Source organism: Zhihengliuella sp. ISTPL4 (genome assembly GCF_002848265.1).
Classification (GTDB): Bacteria; Actinomycetota; Actinomycetes; order Actinomycetales; family Microbacteriaceae; genus Microbacterium.
This window is the reverse complement of the sequence record NZ_CP025422.1, coordinates 1,078,383-1,100,688: the sequence shown is the minus strand read 5'-3', so window position 1 is coordinate 1,100,688 and position 22,306 is coordinate 1,078,383. Positions and strand designations below refer to the sequence as shown.

23 protein-coding genes are annotated in these 22,306 nt (G+C 69.5%); 16 read left to right on the top strand and 7 right to left on the bottom strand.

Features of this window, described 5'->3' with window-relative positions; all coding sequences use genetic code 11:
- Positions 1-54: 54 nt before the first annotated feature.
- Positions 55-1,281 carry an LLM class flavin-dependent oxidoreductase gene (locus CYL12_RS05385; protein ID WP_101846189.1) on the top strand — a complete coding sequence of 409 codons (1,227 nt, stop codon included), beginning with the start codon at positions 55-57 and terminating at the stop codon, positions 1,279-1,281.
- 1 nt (position 1,282) lies between these two features.
- Positions 1,283-1,927, top strand: a complete 645-nt coding sequence (locus tag CYL12_RS05380; protein ID WP_101846187.1) for an FMN reductase — start codon at positions 1,283-1,285, stop codon at positions 1,925-1,927.
- A gap of 77 nt (positions 1,928-2,004) precedes the next feature.
- Here the strand turns inward: CYL12_RS05380 and CYL12_RS05375 are convergent, their stop codons facing one another.
- From CYL12_RS05375 to CYL12_RS05365, 3 genes are all read right to left on the bottom strand, one after another.
- A complete protein-coding gene (locus tag CYL12_RS05375) occupies positions 2,005-2,649 on the bottom strand; it encodes a phosphoribosyltransferase (RefSeq protein ID WP_101846185.1) in 645 nt (214 codons plus the stop codon).
- Between the two features lie 77 nt (positions 2,650-2,726).
- Positions 2,727-2,906, bottom strand: coding sequence for a DUF5302 domain-containing protein (locus CYL12_RS05370; protein ID WP_025103207.1), 180 nt, complete (start codon positions 2,904-2,906; stop codon positions 2,727-2,729).
- Positions 2,907-2,944: 38 nt separating this feature from the next.
- Positions 2,945-3,529 (bottom strand): DedA family protein, encoded by a 585-nt coding sequence (locus tag CYL12_RS05365; protein ID WP_233486838.1) that lies wholly within the window; start codon positions 3,527-3,529, stop codon positions 2,945-2,947.
- Positions 3,530-3,668: 139 nt separating this feature from the next.
- Here CYL12_RS05365 and CYL12_RS05360 point away from each other — a divergent pair, with 139 nt between their 5' ends.
- The 6 genes from CYL12_RS05360 to CYL12_RS05335 all read left to right on the top strand — a co-directional run bounded on the left by CYL12_RS05360 (position 3,669) and on the right by CYL12_RS05335 (position 11,395).
- Complete coding sequence (locus tag CYL12_RS05360; protein WP_101846181.1) at positions 3,669-5,609, top strand: GDSL-type esterase/lipase family protein; 1,941 nt, start codon at positions 3,669-3,671, stop codon at positions 5,607-5,609.
- Positions 5,610-5,974: 365 nt separating this feature from the next.
- Positions 5,975-8,251, top strand: coding sequence for a polyribonucleotide nucleotidyltransferase (locus CYL12_RS05355; RefSeq protein WP_101846179.1), 2,277 nt, complete (start codon positions 5,975-5,977; stop codon positions 8,249-8,251).
- A 210-nt stretch (positions 8,252-8,461) separates the two neighbouring features.
- Entirely contained in the window at positions 8,462-9,490 is a 1,029-nt protein-coding gene (locus CYL12_RS05350) for an aldo/keto reductase (RefSeq protein ID WP_101846177.1), read from the top strand.
- Between the two features lie 72 nt (positions 9,491-9,562).
- Positions 9,563-10,165, top strand: a complete 603-nt coding sequence (locus CYL12_RS05345; RefSeq protein ID WP_025103212.1) for a histidine phosphatase family protein — start codon at positions 9,563-9,565, stop codon at positions 10,163-10,165.
- Positions 10,166-10,220: 55 nt separating this feature from the next.
- Positions 10,221-10,961, top strand: coding sequence for a 4-hydroxy-tetrahydrodipicolinate reductase (dapB, locus tag CYL12_RS05340; RefSeq protein ID WP_101846175.1), 741 nt, complete (start codon positions 10,221-10,223; stop codon positions 10,959-10,961).
- Complete coding sequence (locus CYL12_RS05335; protein ID WP_101846173.1) at positions 10,961-11,395, top strand: hypothetical protein; 435 nt, start codon at positions 10,961-10,963, stop codon at positions 11,393-11,395. Before dapB ends, CYL12_RS05335 begins: the two co-directional genes overlap by 1 nt.
- Before the next feature lie 12 nt (positions 11,396-11,407).
- Here CYL12_RS05335 and CYL12_RS05330 read toward each other — a convergent pair whose 3' ends face one another.
- From CYL12_RS05330 to CYL12_RS05320, 3 genes are all read right to left on the bottom strand, one after another.
- Complete coding sequence (locus CYL12_RS05330) at positions 11,408-11,833, bottom strand: OsmC family peroxiredoxin (protein ID WP_101846171.1); 426 nt, start codon at positions 11,831-11,833, stop codon at positions 11,408-11,410.
- A gap of 83 nt (positions 11,834-11,916) precedes the next feature.
- Complete coding sequence (locus CYL12_RS05325) at positions 11,917-12,498, bottom strand: DUF4395 domain-containing protein (RefSeq protein ID WP_101846169.1); 582 nt, start codon at positions 12,496-12,498, stop codon at positions 11,917-11,919.
- A gap of 19 nt (positions 12,499-12,517) precedes the next feature.
- Entirely contained in the window at positions 12,518-12,934 is a 417-nt protein-coding gene (locus CYL12_RS05320) for a TlpA family protein disulfide reductase (protein ID WP_101846167.1), read from the bottom strand.
- Positions 12,935-13,047: 113 nt separating this feature from the next.
- Between CYL12_RS05320 and CYL12_RS05315 the strand changes: the two genes are divergently transcribed.
- Genes CYL12_RS05315 through CYL12_RS05305 form a run of 3 tightly spaced genes read left to right on the top strand, consistent with a single transcriptional unit; the run spans position 13,048 to position 15,091 of the window.
- Complete coding sequence (locus CYL12_RS05315) at positions 13,048-13,857, top strand: thymidylate synthase (RefSeq protein WP_101846164.1); 810 nt, start codon at positions 13,048-13,050, stop codon at positions 13,855-13,857.
- Complete coding sequence (locus CYL12_RS05310) at positions 13,854-14,330, top strand: dihydrofolate reductase (RefSeq protein WP_101846162.1); 477 nt, start codon at positions 13,854-13,856, stop codon at positions 14,328-14,330. The genes CYL12_RS05315 and CYL12_RS05310 overlap by 4 nt, the downstream gene beginning before the upstream one ends.
- Entirely contained in the window at positions 14,330-15,091 is a 762-nt protein-coding gene (locus CYL12_RS05305) for an SDR family NAD(P)-dependent oxidoreductase (RefSeq protein ID WP_101846160.1), read from the top strand. Before CYL12_RS05310 ends, CYL12_RS05305 begins: the two co-directional genes overlap by 1 nt.
- A 6-nt stretch (positions 15,092-15,097) precedes the next feature.
- Here the strand turns inward: CYL12_RS05305 and CYL12_RS05300 are convergent, their stop codons facing one another.
- Entirely contained in the window at positions 15,098-15,637 is a 540-nt protein-coding gene (locus tag CYL12_RS05300) for an NUDIX domain-containing protein (protein WP_101846158.1), read from the bottom strand.
- 79 nt (positions 15,638-15,716) lie between these two features.
- Between CYL12_RS05300 and dapA the strand changes: the two genes are divergently transcribed.
- From dapA to CYL12_RS05275, 5 genes are all read left to right on the top strand, one after another.
- Positions 15,717-16,694 carry a 4-hydroxy-tetrahydrodipicolinate synthase gene (dapA, locus tag CYL12_RS05295; RefSeq protein ID WP_085607326.1) on the top strand — a complete coding sequence of 326 codons (978 nt, stop codon included), beginning with the start codon at positions 15,717-15,719 and terminating at the stop codon, positions 16,692-16,694.
- A 53-nt stretch (positions 16,695-16,747) separates the two neighbouring features.
- Positions 16,748-18,424, top strand: coding sequence for a ribonuclease J (locus CYL12_RS05290; RefSeq protein WP_101846156.1), 1,677 nt, complete (start codon positions 16,748-16,750; stop codon positions 18,422-18,424).
- Between the two features lie 87 nt (positions 18,425-18,511).
- Entirely contained in the window at positions 18,512-21,226 is a 2,715-nt protein-coding gene (locus tag CYL12_RS05285) for a DNA translocase FtsK (protein WP_101846154.1), read from the top strand.
- Positions 21,226-21,801, top strand: a complete 576-nt coding sequence (pgsA, locus tag CYL12_RS05280) for a CDP-diacylglycerol--glycerol-3-phosphate 3-phosphatidyltransferase (RefSeq protein ID WP_025103225.1) — start codon at positions 21,226-21,228, stop codon at positions 21,799-21,801. The genes CYL12_RS05285 and pgsA overlap by 1 nt, the downstream gene beginning before the upstream one ends.
- Positions 21,798-22,286, top strand: coding sequence for a CinA family protein (locus tag CYL12_RS05275; RefSeq protein WP_101846152.1), 489 nt, complete (start codon positions 21,798-21,800; stop codon positions 22,284-22,286). The genes pgsA and CYL12_RS05275 overlap by 4 nt, the downstream gene beginning before the upstream one ends.
- Positions 22,287-22,306 lie beyond the last annotated feature (20 nt).

Genomic DNA, 22,306 nt, shown 5'->3' with positions numbered 1-22,306 from the left:
TCAAATGAATAGAACCGGATGCCGGGCATCCGATTCGGAGAACACGGAGCAATCATGAGCGAGCAGTCAGGCGCGCAGGCGATGCAGTTCGGCATCATGTCGGTCAGCGACATCACCCGCGACCCCACCACGGGAGTCACCCCCAGCGAGCAGGAGCGGATCAAGGCGACGCTGGCCATCGCGACCCACGCCGAGGAGGTCGGACTCGACGTCTTCGCGATCGGCGAGCACCACAACCCGCCGTTCTGGTCGTCCAGCCCCACCACGTTCCTGGCCGCGCTCGCCGCGCAGACCGAGCGCCTCATCGTCTCCACCTCGACGACGTTGATCACCACGAACGACCCGGTGCGCATCGCCGAGGAGTACGCGATGCTGCAGCACGTGTCGGACGGCCGCATGGACCTCATGCTCGGCCGTGGCAACACCGGTCCGGTGTACCCGTGGTTCGGGCAGGACATCCGCCAGGGCCTCCCGCTCGCGATCGAGAACTACGCCCTGCTGCACAAGCTGTGGCGCGAGGACGTCGTGGACTGGGAGGGGAAGTTCCGCACGCCGTTGCAGGGCTTCACCTCGACACCCCGTCCGCTCGACGGCATCGCCCCGTTCGTGTGGCACGGTTCCATTCGAACCCCGGAGATCGCGGAGCAGGCCGCGTACTACGGCGACGGCTTCTTCGCGAACAACATCTTCTGGCCGAAGGAGCACTACCAGCGCCTCATCGAGCTCTACCGTCAGCGCTTCGAGCACTACGGGCACGGCACACGTGAGCAGGCGATCGTCGGTCTCGGCGGTCAGGTGTTCATGGCGGCGAAGTCGCAGGACGCGGTGGATCAGTTCCGTCCGTACTTCGACAACGCCCCCGTCTACGGGCACGGGCCCAGCATGGAGGACTTCACCGAGATGACGCCGCTGACGGTGGGATCGCCGCAGCAGGTGATCGACCGGTACGCCGCGATGCGCGAGCACTACGGTGACTACCAGCGCCAGCTCTTCCTCATCGACCACGCCGGCCTCCCGCTGAAGACGGTGCTCGAGCAGCTCGACATCCTCGGTTCCGAGGTCGTGCCGGTGCTGCGCAAGGAACTCGCCAAGGACCGCCCGTCCACGGTGCCGGACGCACCGACCCGCGCCGCGCGCGTGCGGGCGACCTATGGCGACGGCCCCACCCGCCAGGCGCGTCCCGGCGCGAACCGCGGCGACAACCTCACCGGGGACTCGCCGTACCAGGACACGCCTGCTCCCGCAGGTGCCGCGTTCGGACTCGGCCGGAAGGAGGCCTGACATGACCACGCGTCGTATCGCCGTCGTCTCGGCGGGGCTGTCCAACCCGTCCTCGACCCGGATGCTCGCCGACCGACTGGCCGCGGAGACCGTGAAGGCCCTCGCGGAGCGCGACATCGAGGCCACGGTCGACGTGATCGAACTGCGCGACCACGCGCACGACATCACGAACAACCTGCTGACGGGCTTCGCGCCGCCGGCGCTCGAGACGGCGATCAACACCGTCGTCTCGGCCGACGCGCTGATCGCGGTCACGCCGATCTTCTCGACGAGCTACTCCGGGCTGTTCAAGTCGTTCATCGACGTTCTCGATCCGGACGCGCTCACCGGGAAGCCGGTGCTCATCGGTGCCAACGCCGGGACGCCACGGCATTCGCTCGCGATCGACTACGCGATCCGGCCGCTGTTCGCCTACCTGCACGCCGAGGCCGTGTCCACGGGCGTCTTCGCCGCGTCCAGCGACTGGGGCGGCGCCGGAGACGATGTCGCGCCGCTGGCGAAGCGGGTCGAGAAGGGCGCGAGGGAACTCGCCGAGGCGATCGCGCGGCGAGAGGCAGCCTCTGTCGTCGATCCGTACGACCCCGCCACCTACCTGGGAGAGGGGCGCTCCTTCGGCCACATGCTCGGCGGTCTCGCGGGAGAGTGATCGAGAGGCCCTTCGATGGCAGCGTGCCCCGTGCCTCCCGGCGCGGGGCACGCTGCTGTCCGGAGGTCGACTGCGGGTCAGCGCCCGCGGCTGAGCGCGGCGACGACCTCCTCGTCGGTGACCTCGGAGAAGTCACGGTAATACTGACCGACGGCGCGGAAGCCGGGCGGCTGCCGAGCGCACACCACGGCATCGGCCTCCGGGAGCCTGGAAGCGATACCCGGAGCCGCCACGGGCGCGGCGATGACGATCCGCTGTGCGCCGTGGGCACGGGCGACCAGACAGGCGGCGCGCGCTGTGCTGCCCGTCGCGATCCCGTCATCCGCGATCACCGCGGTACGGCCGTCCAGAGACGGGAACGCGCGGTCGCGCCGGAGCGCGGCGACGCGGGCGTCCAGCACCACGCGCTCGCGAGCCTCGACCGCGATGACGTCCGAGGGACGCAGGCGAAGCGCGTCGACCAGACCGTCGTCGAGCACGCGCACCTCGCCCTCTCCGATGGCGCCCATGGCCACTTCGGGTTGCCAGGGCACGCCGAGTTTGCGCACGACGATCACATCGAGTGGTGCCCGCAGACTCCGCGCGACTGCAGCCGCGATCGGCACGCCTCCACGGGGGAGACCGAACACCACGGGATTCCGCAATGGCAGATCGGCGAGCGCTGAGATCAGTCGTGATGCCGCGTCTTCACGATCGTTGAAGACGGTGTCGCCGCTCGTCATCGTGCGCCTCTCGGTCCGGCGCTGCTCCGGGGGAGGGTGCGGAAGCGCCGAGGCACCGGGCTCCCGCACCCGCGCGGTCAACCGCTCTTGCGTCGGAACTCGCGCCGCGTCTGCGGGGCATGCGCGGCATGGACGGCCGAATCGCCATCCAGGTGCGCCTCGCCCTGCCGGTGGTGCGCGTTCTTCTTCTCGAGCGCTTCCTTGAACTTGCGCTTCATGTCCTCAGAGGAGGAGCCGGCGCCTTCTTCGGTGCTCATGCTCCCGAGCCTAGAGCACGGCAGGTGATGCGGCGAGGTCAACGTCCGCGATGCCGCGTCAGTCGGTCGAGGACGAGTCCGAGCGCGACGGCCACGACCACGGACACCGGGACGGCGACGAGCGGGCCGCCGGGCACCACCGCGGCGACGAGCGCACCGACGGCCGCCTGGTACGCGGCCCACCCCGTCGCGGCCAGGATCACGAGCGCCACGTAGCGCGGCGGATGGATGCGGGAGGCGCCGGCGACGAGGCTCACGGCAAGCCGGGCGAAAGGGACGAAGCGCGCGGTGAACAGTACCGTGGCCGTGCCGCGATCCAGCCGGCGGCGGGCCCCGTCGAGGGCCTGCCGGACGCGGGGCGCTCGCATCCAGCTCCAGCGTTCGGTGCCGACGACGCGCCCGATCAGGTAGCAGCAGGCGTCGCCGAGCGCCGCCGCACCCGCCGCGCAGAGCACCACAGCCCACAGGGCGGGCGTCCCCGTCGTCATCGCGACGGCCCCGAGCGCGGTCACGGCGATCTCCCCCGGTACGACCACGAGGAACGCGTCCCCGAGCACGAGCAGGCTCATCGCGGCCAAGCTCCACGGGCCGCCGAGGAATTCTGCGAGCAGGTCTGTCGACACGCCGCCACCCTGCCCCGGGGCGGTGAACGGGAACCAACGCGCGGATAGCCGGTGACCCGCGATCCAGCATCGGGTGAACATCCGGTGCGCGGCGCCGGTTTCCCGCTTCGGGGAGGGGGCGCACCGTCATCCTGAGGGGGTGAGAGTCGCGATCGTCACCGAGTCCTTCCTTCCGCACATGAACGGTGTGACCGGATCCGTGATGCAGATCCTCCGCCACCTGGAGCGCCGAGGGCATGAGGCCTTCGTCCTCGCGCCCGCTGCCATCGGTCTACCGGAGCAGCTGCACGGTGCTCGCGTCGCGGGGATTCCCAGCGTCCCGCTTCCGGGATACCGGGACGTCCGCGTGGGCGCGGCGACGACCCATCGGTTCGGCGTGGAGCTCGACCGCTTCCGGCCCGACATCGTCCACCTCGCGTCACCCTTCGCGCTCGGGTGGCGAGGGCTGCTCGCCGCAGAACGTGCTGCTGTCGGAACCGTCGCGGCCTATCAGACCGATGTGGCCGCATATACGGAGAGGTATCGCGTCGCGGCGACGACCGGGATCGCCCACGCTCACATCGCACGGCTGCACCGGCGGGCGACACTCACGCTGGCTCCGTCCACGGAGTCCGCGCAGCAGCTTGGACGCCTGGGCGTCGACCGCCTTCGCTCCTGGGGGCGGGGTGTGGACGCGGAACGCTTCCACCCCTCTCGGCGCAGCGATGCGCTCAGGGCCGCGTGGGGAGCGGAGACCGTCATCGGCTACGTCGGACGCCTGGCACCCGAGAAGCAGGTGGAGGACCTCGCTGCGCTGCACGGGATCCCCGGCACGCGTCTCGTCATCGTCGGAGACGGCCCACGACGGGAGCGCCTGCAGGAGCGGCTTCCCGACGCTCTGTTCCTCGGGCGGCTCGACGGGGAGGCGCTCGCCGCGGCGCTGGCCTCCTTCGATGTCTTCGTGCATCCGGGGGAGAGCGAGACCTTCGGCCAGACCCTGCAGGAAGCCCATGCGAGCGGTGTCCCCGTGGTCGCCACGGGCAGAGGAGGGCCGCTCGATCTCGTTCGGCCCGGCGTCGACGGCTGGTTGTACCGCCCCGGCGACCTCGCGGACCTCCGCCGCTGCGTGACCGATCTCGCCGGAGACGAGCGCATGCGTCGGGCATTCGGGGAGGCGGGCTGGAGCGCTGTGCAGGGGCGGAGCTGGGCGCACCTGGGAGACCAGCTCCTTGGTCACTTCGAGGAGGCGCGGGCCCTGCACGCGGTCGACATCCGTCTGCGCGCTCGTCGCCTCGTCCGACCGGAGCCGGCCGCGCCCGCGCCCTCGCGCCGGTGGCGCCGGGTCGTCGCCCTCGGCGACTCCTTGACCGAGGGACTCTGCGACCCCGGGCCCGACGGTGCCCTCCGCGGGTGGGCTGACCGGCTCGCGCTGCTCCTCGCGGCGCGGGGAGGCCTCCATTACGCCAACCTCGCGATCCGTTCGAAGCGCGTGGCCGACGTGTGCGGCGCGCAAGTGGAGCGGGCACTGGAACTCCGCCCCGATCTGGTGACCATCCTGGTGGGCGCCAACGACCTCGTGAAACACCGCACCGACGCGCTCGCGCTCGCCGCGAGCCTGGAGGTGGCCGTACGGCGGGTGCGTGCGACCGGCGCCGACGTCGTCCTGGTCACCCCGTTCCTCCCGGGGCGCCGCGCCGCAGCGCTGTACGCCCGCCGCTTCTCCGCCTTCGCCACGGCCCTTGCGGGGATCGCTGTGCGGACCGGAGCGATCCTCATCGACACGGATCTGCATCCCGCGCTGGGGGAGCGGCAGCACTGGGGTGAGGACTTGGTGCATCTCAGCAGTCGAGGACACCGTTTTCTCGCTTATCGGGTCGCGGAGGTGCTCGGAGTCCCGCATGCGGACGCGCTGGGGCTGCTGGATGCGGCGCTGCACGACAACGAGCCGATCGGGCGCGCGGCGTGGTGGCGGCGGCACGCGCTGCCGTGGGTGTGGCGACGGCTGCGGGGGCGCGCCGCCGGCGACGGCCGGCGGGCGAAGCACCACGATTACGTTTACGTCGGACGCTCCGCCGTCGAGCGGGACGCCAGCGTGGTCTGAAAGACAGGAACCTTCAGTGCTTTCCATCCGAGGCGGCCGCGTTGCGCTCGGTGAACCCCGGATGACGGTCCGGTGTCGTACGCGCATCGCACGCGGAACCCTCGGCTCTGCGGGTGCACGCTGGTAGGGTGGTTCAGGGTGACCCCGGTCATCCGATAATTTCACATCGACTCATGGAGCGATCGGCGGAGAAGCTGGTCCCCTGTGGTGGGTTCCTCGGCGGATGTCGGGTGGCTTTCTACTGGTGGCCAGCGCAGGCGAGATTCGCGGGAGTGCCCGCGCGCCCGAACCCTTCCGTTCCGCTCCTTTGAACATGCTCGCGCGCCACACGGGTTCGCGAGTCTAAACAAAGAAGGAGAGACCTCTTGGAAGGTCCTGAAATCACCGCCACCGAGGCCGTTCTCGACAACGGCCGCTTCGGCACCCGCACCATTCGCTTCGAGACCGGTCGCCTCGCGCAGCAGGCTCAGGGCGCTGTCGCCGCGTACCTCGACGGCGAGACCATGCTGCTCTCGGCCACGAGCGCGGGCAAGCACCCGCGTGAGGGCTTCGACTTCTTCCCGCTGACGGTCGACGTCGAGGAGCGTTCCTACGCCGCCGGAAAGATCCCCGGCTCGTTCTTCCGACGTGAGGGTCGCCCCTCGACCGAGGCGATCCTCGTCTGCCGTCTGATCGACCGTCCGCTGCGTCCGTCGTTCGTCGATGGTCTGCGCAACGAGGTCCAGATCGTCATCACGGTCCTCTCGATCGCCCCGGGTGAGTTCTACGACGCGCTCGCGATCAACGCTGCATCCGCCTCGACCCAGATCTCGGGTCTGCCGTTCTCGGGTCCCGTCGCCGGTGTGCGCCTCGCGTTCATCCCCGGTCACGGCCAGCACGAGGACCAGTGGGTCGCCTTCCCGACCGCGGAGCAGGTCTCCGAGGCCGTGTTCGACCTGATCGTCGCCGGTCGTGTCGTCACCAAGGCCGACGGTTCCGAGGACGTCGCGATCATGATGGTCGAGGCTGAGGCGACCGAGGGCAGCTGGAACCTGATCAAGGCCGGCGCCACCAAGCCGAACGAGGACGTCGTTGCCCAGGGCCTCGAGGCCTCGAAGCCGTTCATCGCCCAGCTCGTCAAGGCGCAGGCCGAACTCGCCGCCACCGCGTCGAAGGAGCCGGGCGTCTACCCGGTCTTCCCCGCGTACAGCGACGAGGTCTACGACTTCGTGTCCGAGCGCGCGTTCGCCGAGCTGAGCGACGTCTACCAGATCGCCGACAAGACCGAGCGTCAGAACGCCGACGACGCGATCAAGGACCGCGTCAAGGCCGAGCTCATCGAGGCCACCGAGGCGGGTTCGCTGCCGGCGGCGGCTCCGCTGGAGTTCTCCGCGGCGTACAAGTCCGTCACCAAGAAGATCGTCCGCGGTCGCATCCTCACCGAGGGCACCCGCATCGACGGCCGTGGACTGGCGGACATCCGTCCGCTCGACGCCGAGGTGCAGGTCATCCCGCGCGTGCACGGCTCCGCGATCTTCCAGCGCGGCGAGACCCAGATCATGGGTGTCACCACGCTGAACATGCTCAAGATGGAGCAGCAGATCGACTCGCTGTCGCCGACGACGAGCAAGCGCTACATGCACCACTACAACTTCCCGCCCTACTCGACCGGTGAGACCGGCCGCGTGGGTTCGCCGAAGCGTCGCGAGATCGGGCACGGCTTCCTCGCCGAGCGCGCGCTCGTGCCGGTGCTGCCGAGCCGCGAGGAGTTCCCCTACGCGATCCGTCAGGTGTCCGAGGCCCTCGGCTCCAACGGCTCCACGTCGATGGGTTCCGTCTGCGCCTCGACCCTGTCGCTGCTGAACGCGGGTGTGCCGCTGCGCGCCCCCGTCGCCGGCATCGCGATGGGTCTCGTCTCCGACGAGGTGAACGGGGAGACCCGCTACGCCGCGCTGACCGACATCCTGGGTGCGGAGGACGCGCTCGGCGACATGGACTTCAAGGTCGCCGGTACGAGCGAGTTCGTCACCGCCATCCAGCTCGACACGAAGCTCGACGGCATCCCGTCGTCGGTGCTCGCGGGTGCGCTGACGCAGGCGCGCGATGCTCGCCTGACGATCCTCAACGTCCTCAACGCCGCGATCGACGCCCCTGACGAGATGGCGCCGACCGCGCCGCGCGTCATCAGCGTCCAGATCCCGGTCGACAAGATCGGCGAGCTGATCGGCCCGAAGGGCAAGACGATCAACGCGATCCAGGACGAGACCGGCGCGCAGATCTCCATCGAGGAGGACGGCACCGTCTACATCGGCGCGACCGACGGCCCCTCGGCCGAGGCCGCCCGTGCGCAGGTGAACGCGATCGCCAACCCGACCAACCCGGAGGTCGGCGAGCAGTTCCTCGGCACCGTCGTGAAGATCGCCACCTTCGGCGCCTTCATCTCGCTGCTGCCCGGCAAGGACGGTCTGCTGCACGTCACCGAGGTGCGCAAGCTCGCCGGTGGCAAGCGTGTGGAGAACGTCGAGGACGTGCTCTCCGTCGGCCAGAAGATCCTCGTGAAGATCACGAAGATCGACGACCGCGGCAAGCTCTCGCTCGAGCCCGTGCTCGACGATGCGCCGGCTGCGGATGAGGCTCCCGCCGAGGACGCCGCCGCCGAGTAAGTCACGGCTCCCACGGAACCCGGGCCTCCTTCGGAAGGTCCGGGTTCCGTCGTCTGTGCCGTGATCGAAACGTTATGGGAAGTTTGCGCGCCGTTCCCCGGATTGGTCGGGACGTTCGCGCGCGTCGCATACCCTCGAAGTACGCACCGGGGGGTGCCAGTGAAGCAGTGAGGTCGATCGGTTGCAGCCGATCGCAGCGGGGGTGAGAGTATGCGGTTGTTCGGCGTAGGCGCAGGGCCCGACGCTGAACGCGCCGCGCTGGAGCACGAGGATCACCCGTCCGCGCCCATCCCGATCGTCGGTCCCGGTGTGGGGGAGTCCATCCGCGCCGCCCTCGGTGAGACCGGATACGAGACCTTCCCGCTGATGCTCGGCGCCGCGGAGTTCGGGTGGAACGTCGATCTGGAGACGAGTCACGGCATCCTCGACCGCTACGTGGAGTTCGGCGGCAACGCCATCCACACCGCTGACGGCTTCTCCGGCGGCAGGAGCGAGCACATCCTCGGTCAGTGGCTGCAGTCCCGCGACCAGCGGGAGCGGGTCGTCCTCAGCGTCCGCATCGGCGCGCATGCCGACAACCCCGGCTTGGGATCGGTCAACCTCGTCCGGGCTGTCGAGGGCTCGCTCACCCGTCTCGGCGTCGAGCGCATCGACGTGCTGTACCTGGACGCCACGCTGGATGCCACCACCAACCTCGAGGACACCCTGGCCACGGTCGAGTGGCTCGTCGAGGCCGGGAAGATCGGGGCCCTCGGCGCTTACGGGTTCACTCCGGAGCGGCTCGTCGAGGCGCGTATCCTCGCTTCCGCGGGTTATCCGCGGATCACGGTGATCGATACGCCGTACAACCTCGTCCGACGGCAGCCGTTCGAGGGCGACCTGCGACTCGTCGCCGGGGCGCAGAACCTCGCCGTGACGCCGTCCCATGCGCTGGAGCACGGATTTCTCTCCGGGCGTCATCGCTCGAAAGCCCTCGCTTCGCGCGGCGTCCGGGGGGAGCAGCTGCGCGGGCACCTCAACCGTCGAGGGATCAAGGTGCTGCGCGCGCTCGACCAGGTGGCTGCGGAGCTCGCGGTTCCGGTCGCCGCCGTGTCGATCGCCTGGCTGCTCGCACAGCGGACGGTCGCCGCACCGATCGTGAACACGTTCGCGACGGACCACGTCGACGAGCTCATGCAGGGGGCCGGTGTGACGCTGTCCCGTGCGCACGTCGCCGAGCTCACCCGCGCGGGCGCCTGACCTTTCGGCACCCGTGACATAGGGTGGAAGGGAAGACCGGCGGATGCTGGCGACGAGGCGAGCGAGCGAGTTGTGACGCACTACATTTATCTGGTCAGACACGGTGAACACCAGGATGCCGAACACGGCCTCGCCGACGGACCCCTTTCGCCGCGCGGTCAGCGGCAGGCGGAGCTGATCGCGGATCGCTTGTCCGGTCTGCCGCTCGACGCCGTCTGGCACTCCCCGCTCCTGCGTGCGGCCGAGACGGCGCGGGCGATCGCCGGGCGTCTTCCCTCCGTGGACCCGGAGCCTTCCGCGCTCCTGTTCGACTGCGTCCCGACGGGGATGACCGAGGAGACGCCGGCGGTGTTCGAGCCCTTCTTCGGCTCGGTCACCGAGGCCGAGATCGAGGCGGGCCGCGCCCAGATGTCCGACGCCGTCAACGAGTTCCTCGTGCGGAAGACCGGCGACGTGCACGAGGTGCTCATCACCCACAACTTCGTGATCTCGTGGTTCGTGCGCGAGGTGCTCGCCGCACCGGACTGGCGCTGGATGACCCTGAACCAGTCGCACTGCGGGTTGACGGTGATCGCACAGAAGCAGGGACGGCCGTGGACCCTGCTCACGCACAACGACACCGGCCATCTTCCGATGGAGCTGCGGACGGGCATCCCGGACGCGCTGCTCGTGTGATCAGCCGCTCCGCGCGCCGCGGCCTCCGCCCTGAGCCCGGAAATAGACTGGACGCATGACCACGAAGGTAGCCCTCGTCGGCGGGACCGGAAAGCTCGGAACGATCATCGGCGCGGTGATCGCGGAGCTCGACGGTTTCGAGGTGAGCCGGGTGCTGACGTCCGCCAGCGACCTCTCCGAGCTCGCGGACTCCGATCTGGTGATCGATGCCTCCACGCCGCAGATCAGTATCGACGTGGTCCGTACGGCGGTCGAGCACGGCCTCAACATCCTCGTCGCGACCTCCGGCTGGTCCGCCGAGCGGATCGCTCTCGTCCGGCCGCTGGTCGAGGCCGCTGACACCGGCGCGGTCTTCATCCCCAACTTCTCGCTCGGATCGGTGCTCGGCTCCGCCCTCGCCGCTGCGGCCGCACCGTACTTCGGCTCGGCGGAGATCGTGGAGGCGCATCGGGAGACCAAGGTCGACTCGCCGAGCGGCACTGCTGTCCGCACCGCCGAGCTCATCGCTGCCGCGCGTGCCGCCCAGGGCCCCGTCAGCGCACCGCACGCGGATCAGCGCGCGCGCGGCCAGCAGGTCGGCAGCGTGCCCATCCATTCCCTCCGCCGTCCCGGGGTGATCGCCAAGCAGGAGGTCATCCTCTCCGGACCGGGGGAGTCGCTCACCTTCACGCACGACACCACGGACCCGGCGCTCGCCTACGCACCGGGGATCCGCCTGGCCGTACCCTATGCGGCCACCGCCACCGGTGTAGTGGTCGGCTTGGAGAACATGCTCGACATCGGCATCCGCTCGTGATGTCGCGGATCGGTGTCGCGCTGATGGCAGCGGCCCTCCTGCTCTACCTTGTGGTCGCCGGCTGGCTCGCCGTCATGTTCCTCGCTGTGGGAACGCCGGTCTCCATCGGGATGGGCGTCACTCTCCTCGTTCTCGCGCCCGTCGGCGGCTGGGCCCTGGTGCGGGAGATGCTCTTCGGCTTCGGAGCCGATCGTCTGGGGCGCCTGCTCGACGCCGAGGGAGGCATGCCGCCCGTCGAGACCGAGCTCACGCCCAGTGGACGCATCGCTCGGAAGGACGCGGACGCGATCGTCGCCCGCTACACGGCAGAGGCGGACGCGGCGCCCACCGACTGGCGCGCGCGCTATCGCCTCGGCGTCGTCCAGGACGCCGCAGGGCGCCGCAAAGACGCCAGGGCGAGCATCCGACAGGCGATCCACCTGTCCCGCGCCTGACGCCCGCGAGGCTCAGGCGAGGGTCGCCTCGAGGGTGATCTCGATGCCCGCCAGCGCCTGGGACACCGGGCACCCCGTCTTGGCGCCTTCGGCGACTTCCTGGAACTTCTCCGGGCTCAGCCCCGGCACGGTCGCGTTGACGTTCAGGTGGCTGCCGGTGATGCCGACGCCCGGCTTGAAGGTGACCGAGGCGCTGGTGTCGACCCGCTCCGGCGGGGTGCCGTTCTCGGCGAGTGCGTGCGAGAGCGCCATGCTGAAGCAGGAGGCGTGGGCCGCGGCGATGAGCTCCTCCGGCGTCGTGGTGGTGTCGCTGCCCTCGCTGCGGGACTTCCAATCGATCGGGAAAGTCCCCAGCTGGGAGGAGGAGAAGGCGACCGTGCCGGAACCTTCCGTGAGCGATCCGGTCCAGGTGGCGGCGGCTTCACTGGTGACGGGCATGGTTCCTCCGGTTCTGACGCCACCGGGGGAGCGGCGTCGCTTGTCGTCAGCCTACCGAGCGACCGGGCATCCGGGTACCAGCGTCAGGCGGCGCGGCGCGGTCGTCCGATCAGTCCGATGCGCTGCAGCAGGAGGTAGAGCTGGCACCCGAGGCAGAGTCCGAACACGGCGTTGAGGAAAGCGGCGAGGAACGCCGCGGCGGTCGCGATCGGCAGGGCCCATGGCACTCCCGCAAGGTGAAGCACGAGGCCGAGTCCCACCACGACGAGACCCACGCCCTGGGCGAACCGCGGAGGGCGGGGATCCTCCAGCTCCGCGGGCGGCGCGAGACGCGGACGGATGAGGCGGCGGTAGAGAACCCCCCATGGCGCCGTGGCGGGCGAGACCACACCCCAGAGGAACAGGAGCGCGATCAGCGTGGCGAGGAGGAAGCCCGGGTCCAGGGCCCGCGCGACGGGCTCTGCGGTGGAGAGGGCCCAGGCGCCTCCCGGCACGAAGACGGAACCGCTCTGCGGCTGGACGGCGAACCAGCCGGCGTGCTCTGCGCCGGAGCGAACCGTGGAGATCCCGACGAGCGCGAGGAACGTCGCCACGGCGAGAAGGAAGGCGGTGATCGCGGCGGCGAAACGGGGGCCTCGTGGGTCGATTCCAGCGGGTGTCGTCATCGGTTCTCCAGACTGCGCTTCAGGCGAGGGAGGCGATGGCCGTGGCCAGGGCATCCTGTGCGGGCACGCCGCCGAATCGGGCTCGGACGACACCCGAGGCGTCGAGAAGGAAGGTGGTCGGGGTCTGCAGCACCCGGTACCGCGCCGAGAGGTCGGGGCGGTACGTGAGGTCGACCTCGATGTGGGCGAGGTTGCCGTGAGTGGCCGCGTACGAGCCGAGAAGACGGCGCACCTGAGGGCAGCGCGCGCAGGTCTCCGTGCTGAACTGCACGAGCGTCGCGGTGGCACCCAACGCTGCACCGTCCGCGTCGGCGGGATCGAACCGCAGATCGCCGCCGTCGCGGCGGCGTCCCTCGCGCCGACGATGCGCGACACCGACGAGGGTGGCGAGCACGAGGAGTGCGGCCACGGCGGCGAGGGCGACGGCGGGGGACACACATCGAGCGTACGGCCGCCGAATTCGGAGCGCCGCGATGTTTCCATCCGTGACGGGAGGATCGTGCCGATGACACCGCCTCCGGCGCGACAGGGACGGGTATCCTGACAACCATGAGCGCTGCCGTCCCGACACCGTACGAAGACCTGCTCCGCGACGTGCTCGAGACGGGTACGCACAAGAGCGATCGCACCGGGACCGGGACCACGAGCGTGTTCGGACGGCAGATCCGCTTCGACCTGGCGCAGGGCTTCCCCCTCATCACCACGAAGCGTGTCCACTTCAAGTCCATCGCGTACGAGCTGCTGTGGTTCCTGCGCGGCGACTCGAACGTCCGCTGGCTGCAGGAGAACGGCGTCTCGATCTGGGACGAGTGGGCGGACGAGGACGGCGATCTCGGCCCGGTGTACGGAGTGCAGTGGCGCTCCTGGCCGACCTCCGATGGCGGCAGCATCGACCAGCTGGCCGAGGTCATCGAGCAGATCCGGCGCTCGCCCGACTCTCGGCGCCTCCTCGTGTCCGCGTGGAACCCGGCCGACATCCCCGACATGGCCCTCGCGCCATGCCATGCGCTCTTCCAGTTCTACGTCGCCGACGGCAAGTTGTCCTGCCAGCTCTATCAGCGCAGCGCGGACATGTTCCTCGGCGTCCCCTTCAACATCGCCTCCTACGCGCTGCTGACCATGATGATCGCGCAGCAGGTCGGTCTGGAGCCCGGCGACTTCGTCTGGACCGGCGGCGACTGCCACGTCTACGACAACCACGTCGAGCAGGTGCGGGAGCAGCTCACCCGGGAGCCCTACCCGTACCCGACCCTGCGGTTCGGCCGGAAGCCCGATTCGATCTTCGACTACCGGTACGAGGACTTCGTGGTCGAGGACTACCAGCACCACGCACCGATCAGGGCGGCGGTGGCGGTATGACCTGGGTGGGGCTCATCTGGGCCGAGGCGACCGGCGGAGTCATCGGCGCCGAGGGCGGCATGCCCTGGTACGTCCCGGAAGACCTGGCGCACTTCAAGGAGACCACGCAGGGTGCACCGGTCGTCATGGGACGGAAGACATGGGATTCGCTCCCGGAGCGGTTCCGTCCCCTGCCCGGCCGCGACAACATCGTCGTGACCCGCCAGCAGGACTGGACGGCGGAGGGCGCCCGACGTGCGGCCACGGTGTCCGAGGCCGTGCGGGGCCAGGAGAGAGTGTGGATCATCGGCGGTGCGGAGATCTTCCGTCAGGTGATCGCCGACGCCGACCGTCTCGAGGTGACGGAGCTCGACCTCGCGGTCGACGGCGACACGTTCGCACCGCCGAAGACCGGATGGCGCGTGGTGGACGAGGGGGACTGGCAGACGTCCCGCACCGGTATCCGGTATCGCTTCCTGAGGTACGAGCGCTGATGCCCACCGCACTGATCACGGGAGCCAGCGCCGGGCTGGGCGCCGAGTTCGCCCGTCAGCTGGCACGTCGTCGCGCCGACCTCGTGCTCGTGGCCCGCTCGGAGGAGTCGCTGTCGACGCTCGCATCGGAGCTGCGTGGCGAATGGGGAGTGGCGGTCGAGGTGCTCCCGGCCGACCTGTCCGAGGAGACCGGCGTCGAGCGCGTCGCGGCTCGGCTCCGTGACCGGGACGATCCGATCGACCTGCTCGTGAACAACGCCGGGTTCGGGCTGCCGTTGCAGTTCGCCGACAACGACATCGAGGACGAGGTGCGCCATCTGCGTGTGCACGTCGAAGCCTCCATGCGGCTGATGCACGCCGCCCTGCAGACGATGCGGGGCCGGGGTGGCCGGATCATCAACGTCGCCTCGGTCGCCGGATTCATCTCGCGATCGACCTATTCCGCCTGCAAGGCCTGGCTCATCGACTTCAGCCGCTGGGCGAACACGGCGTACGGTCCGGATGGCGTGAGCGTCACCGCACTGTGCCCCGGCTTCACGCACACGTCGTTCCACGAGCGGATGGGTCTCGCCGTCGGCGAGGAGGGCGTGCCGCCGATCCTCTGGCTCGATGCTCGCAACGTCGTGCGGGAGGGGCTCCGCGACGCGGCGCGCGGCAAAGCCGTGTCCATCCCGTCCTTCCGCTACAAGGCGGTCGTGGCCGTGACCAAGGTGCTGCCTCGGTCGCTCACCGCGGCCGTCGCCCGTCGCGGGCGGGTCTGACCGCCGTCAACGGAATCTCCCGAGTCGGACCCCGGCGAGAGCGATCGCGGCGATCGTCTCGCTGTCCGTGATGCGACCGTCTGCGATCCTCCGGAGGACCTCGCTGAACGCCACCCACTCGACGGTGTCGATGCCCTCCTCCGCACGGCTGCCGGCCGCGTCTCCGACCCGCTCGATCTCACGAGCCAGGTAGACGTGCTCGGTCGCCTCCGCCACGCCGTCGAGGGCGTGAGTGATCCCGAGGGGGTCCCACTGCCTCGCTAGGTACCCCGTCTCCTCCCGGAGTTCTCTTTCCGCGGCACGGAGCGGATCCTCGCCGTCCGTCCCACCGGCGGGGACCTCGATGGACGGACCGATCGTGTAGCGATCGATGTTCACGAGGCAGACCCGGTCATCGGCGTCCAACGCGACGATGAACACCGCGGGGTTCCTGACGGTCATCACGCCGTAGATGCCTCGTCCGCCGGGGCCGGTGACGTCGTCCTCACGGACGCGGATCCAGGCGTTCTCGTAGGTCGTGCGCGAGGCGTGCGTGATCCATCCCATGCGGCGAGCCTACGGCCCGCTGGGAACGAGGACGCCGCCGCGTCCGCAGCAGCGGCATCCGACCCGATACGCTGGACGCATGACGCACTCGGGCAACCCCTTCGGACAGGTTCTCGTCGCGCTCGTCACTCCGATGACGGCCGACGGCGAAGTCGACTGGCCCGCCGTCGAGAAGCACATCGATGACGTGATCACCGCGGGAGCGGACGGCATCGTCGTGACGGGAACGACCGGCGAGACCTCGACCCTGACGGACCCCGAGAAGCTCAAGCTCGTCGAGGTCGGCAAGTCCGTCTCGTCGGGGCGCGCGAAGATCATCACCGGTGGCGGGTCGAACGAGACCGCGCACGCCATCGAGCTGTACAAGGCCAGCGAGAAGGCCGGCGCTGACGGCATCATGATCGTCACTCCGTACTACAACAAGCCGACGCAGGCCGGGATCCTCACGCACTTCCGTCTCGTCGCCGACGCGACCGACCTGCCGGTCATCCTCTACGACATCCCCGGTCGGACCGGCGTGCCGATCAAGTACGAGACGATCCTGCGCCTCGCCAAGCACCCGAACATCCTCGCCGTGAAGGACGCCAAGGGCGACTTCTCCGAGGTGAGCCGTGTGCTCAACCAGACCGACCTCATGTACTTCTCCGGTGACGACGCGAACGTGCTGCCGCACCTGTCGATCGGGGCGACCGGTCTCATCGGCGTGACGGCGAACGTCGCCGCCGCTCCGTACCGGACCATCATCGACGCGGTGAACCGGGGCGACCTCGCCACCGCGACGGCCGAGCACAAGCGCCTGGAGCCGCTCGTCCGCGCTGTCATGACGCATGTCCCCGGCACGGTCGCTGCGAAGTACATCCTGCACGGGCTGGGCCGCATCTCCAGCCCGCGCGTCCGCCTTCCCCTCGTCGGCCCGGAGGAGTGGGAGGCCGCCCTCATCGAGGACGAGCTCGATCTCGTCAGCGGCGTGCCGGGGGCGGACTTCTCGAACTTCCGGCCCGACCGCAACGCGGCCGCGGGCGGCGCCCTGCCGAAGGTGCACGGCACGACGCGCTGAGCCGCGTCACCATGAACGAACGGACGCGTGGAGTGTCCGACTGAGGAGACAGCATGTCCATTCCCCTGGCCGAACCGTCCGCACTCGACGAAGGGACGCTCCGGGTCATCCCGATCGGCGGCCTGGGGGAGATCGGTCGCAACATGACCGTGTTCGAGTACGCGGGCAAGATCCTGATCGTGGACTGCGGGGTCCTCTTCCCGGAGGAGCACCAGCCTGGCGTCGACCTGATCCTTCCCGACTTCGAGCCGATCCGCGACCGCCTGGATGACATCGTGGGCGTCGTGCTGACGCACGGCCACGAGGACCACATCGGCGCGGTGCCGTACCTGCTGCGGCTCAAGAGCGACATCCCGCTGATCGGCTCCGGACTCACGCTCGCCCTCGTCGAGGCGAAGCTGAAGGAGCACCGCATCAAGGCCTTCACCCTGACGGTGAAGGAAGGTCAGCAGGAGAAGGTCGGGCCGTTCGACCTCGAGTTCGTCGCGGTGAACCACTCCATCCCGGACGCGCTGGCGGTCGCGATCCGCACCCCCGCGGGCATGGCTCTCGCCACCGGCGACTTCAAGATGGACCAGCTGCCGCTGGACGGCCGCATCACCGATCTGCGCGCGTTCTCCCGACTGGGGGAGGAGGGCGTCGACCTCTTCCTCGTCGACTCGACCAACGCCGACGTCCCCGGATTCACCCCCACGGAGCGCTCGATCGGCCCGGTCCTCGACCAGGTCATCGGCAAGGCTCCGCGCCGCGTCATCGTCGCGAGCTTCTCCAGCCATGTGCACCGCGTGCAGCAGGTGATCGACGCCGCGCACGCGCACGGACGTCGGGTCGCGTTCCTCGGCCGCAGCATGGTCCGCAACATGACGATCGCGGAGCAGCTCGGCTACCTCAAGGTGCCGGCGGGGGTGCTGATCGACTTCAAGAAGGCACGCGACCTCCCGGACGAGCAGATCGTCTACATGTCCACGGGGTCGCAGGGCGAGCCGATGGCCGTGCTGAGCCGGATGGCCAACCTCGACCATGCGATCGAGGTGAGCGAGGGCGACACGGTCATCCTCGCGTCGAGCCTCATCCCCGGCAACGAGAACGCCGTCTACCGCGTGATCGACGGGCTCACGAAGCTGGGCGCGAACGTCGTTCACAAGGCCAACGCACGCGTGCACGTGTCGGGCCACGCGGCGGCGGGCGAGCTGCTCTACTGCTACAACATCCTGAAGCCGAAGAACGTCCTTCCGGTGCACGGCGAGTACCGCCACCTGATCGCGAACGCCAAGCTGGCTCAGGACACCGGGATCCCCGAGCAGAACACGATCATCGCCTCCAACGGCACCGTGATCGACCTGAAGGACGGCGTCGCCCGGGTGGCGGGTCAGCTCGACCTCGGCTTCGTCTACGTCGACGGATCGACGGTCGGCGAGATCACCGAGGCCGACCTCAAGGACCGTCGCATCCTCGGCGAAGAGGGCTTCATCTCGGTCATCGTCGTCGTGGACGCCGCGACCGGGCGCATCATCTCGGGGCCGGAGATCCACGCCCGCGGTGTCGCCGAGGACGACGCGGTCTTCGACGACGTCGCCCCGAAGATCGTCGCCGCGCTGAAGGAGGCGTCCGGCAACGGCGTGCGCGACACGCATGCGCTTTCGCAGGTCGTGCGCCGGACGATCGGTCGTTGGGTGAACCAGAAGCTGCGTCGTCGCCCGATGATCGTGCCGCTCGTCATCGAGGCGTGAGCCTGCGATCCCGGCGTGGGTGCGCCGGGATCGGAGAATTCCGCGTGGTGACGCGGAGATGTCGGTCGCTGGCCGTACCGTGGAGGAATGGCCAGGAGCAGCACCAAGACCGAGCGCGCCTCGACGAGCGCACCGTCGCGCCCCAAGCGGCAGTCGGCTCCCAAGGCGCAGCCGGCTCCCAAGAAGTACATCGACGAGGCGGACAAGCCTCCCGTCGCCGCCCGCGCCTGGAACGGGCTCGCGCACGGCGTCGGCGGACTCTTCCGTGCGTTCGGACCGGAGACGCTGCAGAAGGACGACCGTAGGGACGGCTTCCCGTTCCTCCTCGTGCTGCTCGCGGTGCTCGGTGCGGTCAACGAGTGGTTCTTCATCGGCAATGAGGTCGCGACGAACATCAGCGCGTTCTCCGTCGGCCTGCTGGTGGGGCGCGAGGCGTTCATCATGCCGGTGCTCCTGCTGCTGCTCGCCGGTTGGCTGTTCCGGCACCCGTCCTCGGTCCACGACAACGGCCGCATCGGAATCGGGTTCGGGCTGCTTGTCCTCACCATCGCCGGAGTCTGCCATCTCGCGGGCCCTCGGCCGAACCCGAGTGAAGGGCCGCTGGCGCTCAGCGCGGCCGGTGGCGTTCTCGGCTGGCTCGTGGGGCAGCCGCTGACGTACCTCACTGACATTCCCGCGTATATCGTGCTCGGGCTGCTCGCCGCCCTGAGCATCCTCATCCTCACGAAGACCCCGCCGAACCGCATCGGTGCCCGGCTGGGAGATCTCTACGCGTGGATGTTCGACGCCGAGCGCCCGGAGAAGCCGTCGAAGGACGCCGCGGCCGCGGTCGACGAGGCCGACAAGGTCGACGACCCGGACGTGCTGCCCTGGTGGCGACGCAACAAGACCGGTCGCGAGGAAGACCCCGACGAGGGCACGCTCGCGTCCGACGACATCACCGCGCTGCTGTCCACGACGGAGGCCACCCCGGCGTACGACCAGGCCGTGACGGTGGCGAACCCGTACGATGCCGCGACCGAGGTGCTCAGCGACGTCCGCTCGGTCACGGACTCGCTCGCCGAGCAGCAGACCACTGCGCTCCTGGACGACGAGTCCGACACCGGCGAGATGCCCGAGCTGCCAGGGCTGGACGGCTTCGGCACGGAGGGCCCCGGCGACCGTGGCCCTCAGGCCCCTGTGGCTCCGTACATCCTTCCGTCGCCGGGTGTGCTGTCCGAGGGCCCGCCCTCGGTCGCCCGGTCCGAGGCGAACGACCGCATCGTCGAGCAGATCACCAGCGTTCTCGACCAGTTCAAGGTCGACGCCAAGGTCACCGGGTTCTCCCGCGGCCCGACGGTCACGCAGTACGAGGTCGAGGTCGGCCACGGCGTCAAGGTCGAGAAGATCCTGCAGCTCAGCAACAACTTCGCCTACGCGGTCGCCTCCAACGACGTACGCATCCTCTCGCCGATCCCGGGCAAGAGCGCGATCGGCATCGAGATCCCGAACACCGACCGGGAGACCGTCGCCCTGGGCGACGTGCTGCGCTCGGCCGCCGCCCAGAAGAGCACGCATCCGCTCACCATCGGCGTCGGCAAGGACGTCGGCGGCAACTTCGTCGTCGCCAACCTCGCGAAGATGCCGCACCTCCTGGTCGCCGGCTCCACGGGCTCCGGTAAGTCCAGCTTCGTGAACTCGATGATCACGAGCCTGCTCATGCGGGCCCGTCCCTCCGACGTGCGCATGGTCCTCATCGACCCGAAGCGCGTGGAGCTCACGAGCTACGCCGGTGTCCCGCACCTCATCACGCCCATCATCACGAACCCGAAGAAGGCCGCCGAGGCCCTCCAGTGGGTCGTGAAGGAGATGGACATGCGGTATGACGACCTCGCGTCGTTCGGCTTCCGTCACATCGACGACTTCAACCGCGCCGTGCGGGCGGGGGAGGTGGAGGTGCCCCCGGGCAGCGAACGGGTTCTCAAGCCGTACCCGTACCTCCTCGTCGTCGTCGACGAGCTCGCGGACCTCATGATGGTCGCCCCGCGCGACGTCGAGGACTCGATCGTCCGCATCACGCAGCTCGCTCGCGCCTCCGGTATCCACCTGGTGCTCGCCACGCAGCGCCCGAGCGTCGACGTCGTCACGGGCCTCATCAAGGCGAACGTGCCGTCCCGTCTCGCGTTCGCGGTCACGAGCGTCACCGACAGCCGCGTGATCCTCGACAGCCCCGGCGCCGACAAGCTCATCGGCCAGGGTGACGCGCTCTTCTCGCCCATGGGCTCGTCGAAGCCGTTCCGACTGCAGGGTGCGTGGGTCGACGAGAAGGAGATCGACGCGGTCGTCAAGCACGTCACGCGTCAGGCGCGTCCCGAGTACCGTGCCGACGTCCAGGAGGCGATGGAGCCGGCGAAGAAGAAGGAGGTCGACGAGGACATCGGCGACGACCTCGAGCTCCTGCTCGCGGCGGCCGAGCTCATCGTCTCCTCGCAGTTCGGATCCACGTCGATGCTGCAGCGCAAGCTGCGGGTCGGCTTCGCCAAGGCCGGACGCCTGATGGATCTCCTCGAGTCCCGTGAAGTCGTCGGCCCCTCGGAGGGCTCGAAGGCGCGCGATGTGCTCGCGACCCCCGAGCAGTTGCCGCAGGTCATGGCGAAGCTCCGCGGCGAAGACGTTCCGTCGGCTCCTGCGGCTCCGGCTGCGCCCGCCGCCGCGGCGGTGCCGCCGGCCGAACGGGATCCGTTGGAGGCGCAGTACGACGGCCTGCCGGTCGTCGAAGCGGAGGGCGACGAAGACGCCTGGGGCCTGACGGGACGCGACTGATGGCGATCCCTCGGCAGCTCCCCAACGCCATCACAGTGGCGCGCATCCCGCTCGCCGTGGTGTTCTTCGTCCTCCTGCTCGTCGGCGGGACGTACGGCCTCGCCGATCTCACCGTGCGCTGGATCGCTGCCGTCCTCTTCATCGTCGCCATCTCGACCGACTGGGTCGACGGCTACCTCGCACGTCGCTACGACATCGTCAGCGACTTCGGCAAGCTCTGGGACCCGATCGCGGACAAGCTCCTCACCGGCGCCGGATTCGTCGGGTTGGCGATCCTGGGCGAGGTCTCCTGGTGGATCGTCGTGATCATCCTCGTCCGCGAGTGGGGGATCACCATCCATCGTCTGGTCGTCGCGAGCGAGCATGTTGTCGCGGCCGCCTGGATGGGCAAGATCAAGACGGCCTTCCAGGGCGTCGCCCTCGGCTGGGCTCTCCTGCCGCTGCACGTGTTCATCGGGCTCGGCCCGTGGACGGTCGTGACGACCGTCCTCATGGTCATCGTGCTCGTGCTCACCGTCGTCAGCGGGATCGACTACATCGTCGCGCAGGTGCGCGGCGCGCGTCAGAGCCGATGAGCGGCACGACGCCGGCCGAGGCTCTGGACGCTCTGCGTGAGCGAGGCTGGACCCTCGGTGTCGCGGAGTCGCTCACCGGCGGTGCGGTGTGCGCGGCGCTCGTCGCGGTTCCCGGCGCCTCCGCGGTGCTCCTCGGCGGCGTCGTCGCCTACGCCACGCCCGTCAAGCACACGCTGCTCGGCGTCGACACCGACCTGCTGGAGCGATACGGGCCGGTGCACCCGGAGGTAGCGCGGCAGATGGCTGCCGGAGTGCGCGACGCCGTCGCGGTGGATGGTCTCCCCGCCGATGTCGGGGTGTCCACCACGGGGATCGCGGGCCCGGAGTCCCCGGATGGGCAGCCCGTGGGTACCGTCCACATCGGCGTGGTCACCCCGACGGTGAGTCGGACCCGACCGTTCCACTTCGAGGGGCACCGCGACGCGGTGCGAGCACAGACGGTCGCGGCGGTCCTCGATGTGCTGGCCGCTGCGCTGCGGGAATAGCAACTCCCCGCGTCATGTTG